We start from the raw sequence: 675 nt of genomic DNA on the forward strand, positions 1-675 counted from the left end.
GTACAGGCTTATGATTTGGCGGAAATCAAAGCACAACAAGAAATGGCACAGGTGATAGGAGAGATAGCCCAAAATAGCATTAATCTCACCTTAAAACCAAAGCTTGAGGAGGCAGAGAAACAAAAGGCGGAGGCAGAAGCTATCTTAGCCAATAAAGAGACTAACGCAAATCAACGAATCCAAGCACAACGCCAACTGGATAATGCAAACCAAACCATCCAAACTTATGGACAAGGCGGAGATATGCAAATGGCGATAAGAGCGGTGACAGGCTTATTACAAGGCATTGTAACCAAAAATACAGGTGCTGCAGCGGTGGGTTTAATTTCGCCTTATGCTAACCAATTTATCAAAGCACAAACAGGAGACAACACCACAGCTAATCTTATGGCACATGCTTTATTGGGTGCAATAGAAGCCAAAGCCACAGGCACAAATGCCCTTGCAGGGGCTGCTGGAGCACTCACAGGCGAAGCCGCAGCACAGATTATTGCCCAAAAGCTTTATGGCATAGATGGCAAATCGAAAACCACCAATGACCTTAGCGAAAGCGAAAAACAAACCATCACCGCCTTAAGCCAACTGGCGGGCGGATTAGCTGGCGGCGTTATCGGCGATAGCACCACAAGTGCGGTGAGTTCTGCTGATATAGCGAAAAGGGCGGTGGAGAATAAT

Annotated in this window: 1 protein-coding gene; it reads left to right on the plus strand. The window is 46.5% G+C overall.

Annotated elements, in window-relative coordinates; all coding sequences use genetic code 11:
* On the plus strand, positions 1-675 hold a 675-nt coding region (locus tag B0186_RS09550), incomplete at both ends, for a VENN motif pre-toxin domain-containing protein (RefSeq protein WP_169832929.1).

Origin of the sequence: Canicola haemoglobinophilus, assembly GCF_002015075.1 — a bacterium.
In the GTDB taxonomy this organism is placed as follows: Bacteria; Pseudomonadota; Gammaproteobacteria; order Enterobacterales; family Pasteurellaceae; genus Canicola; species Canicola haemoglobinophilus.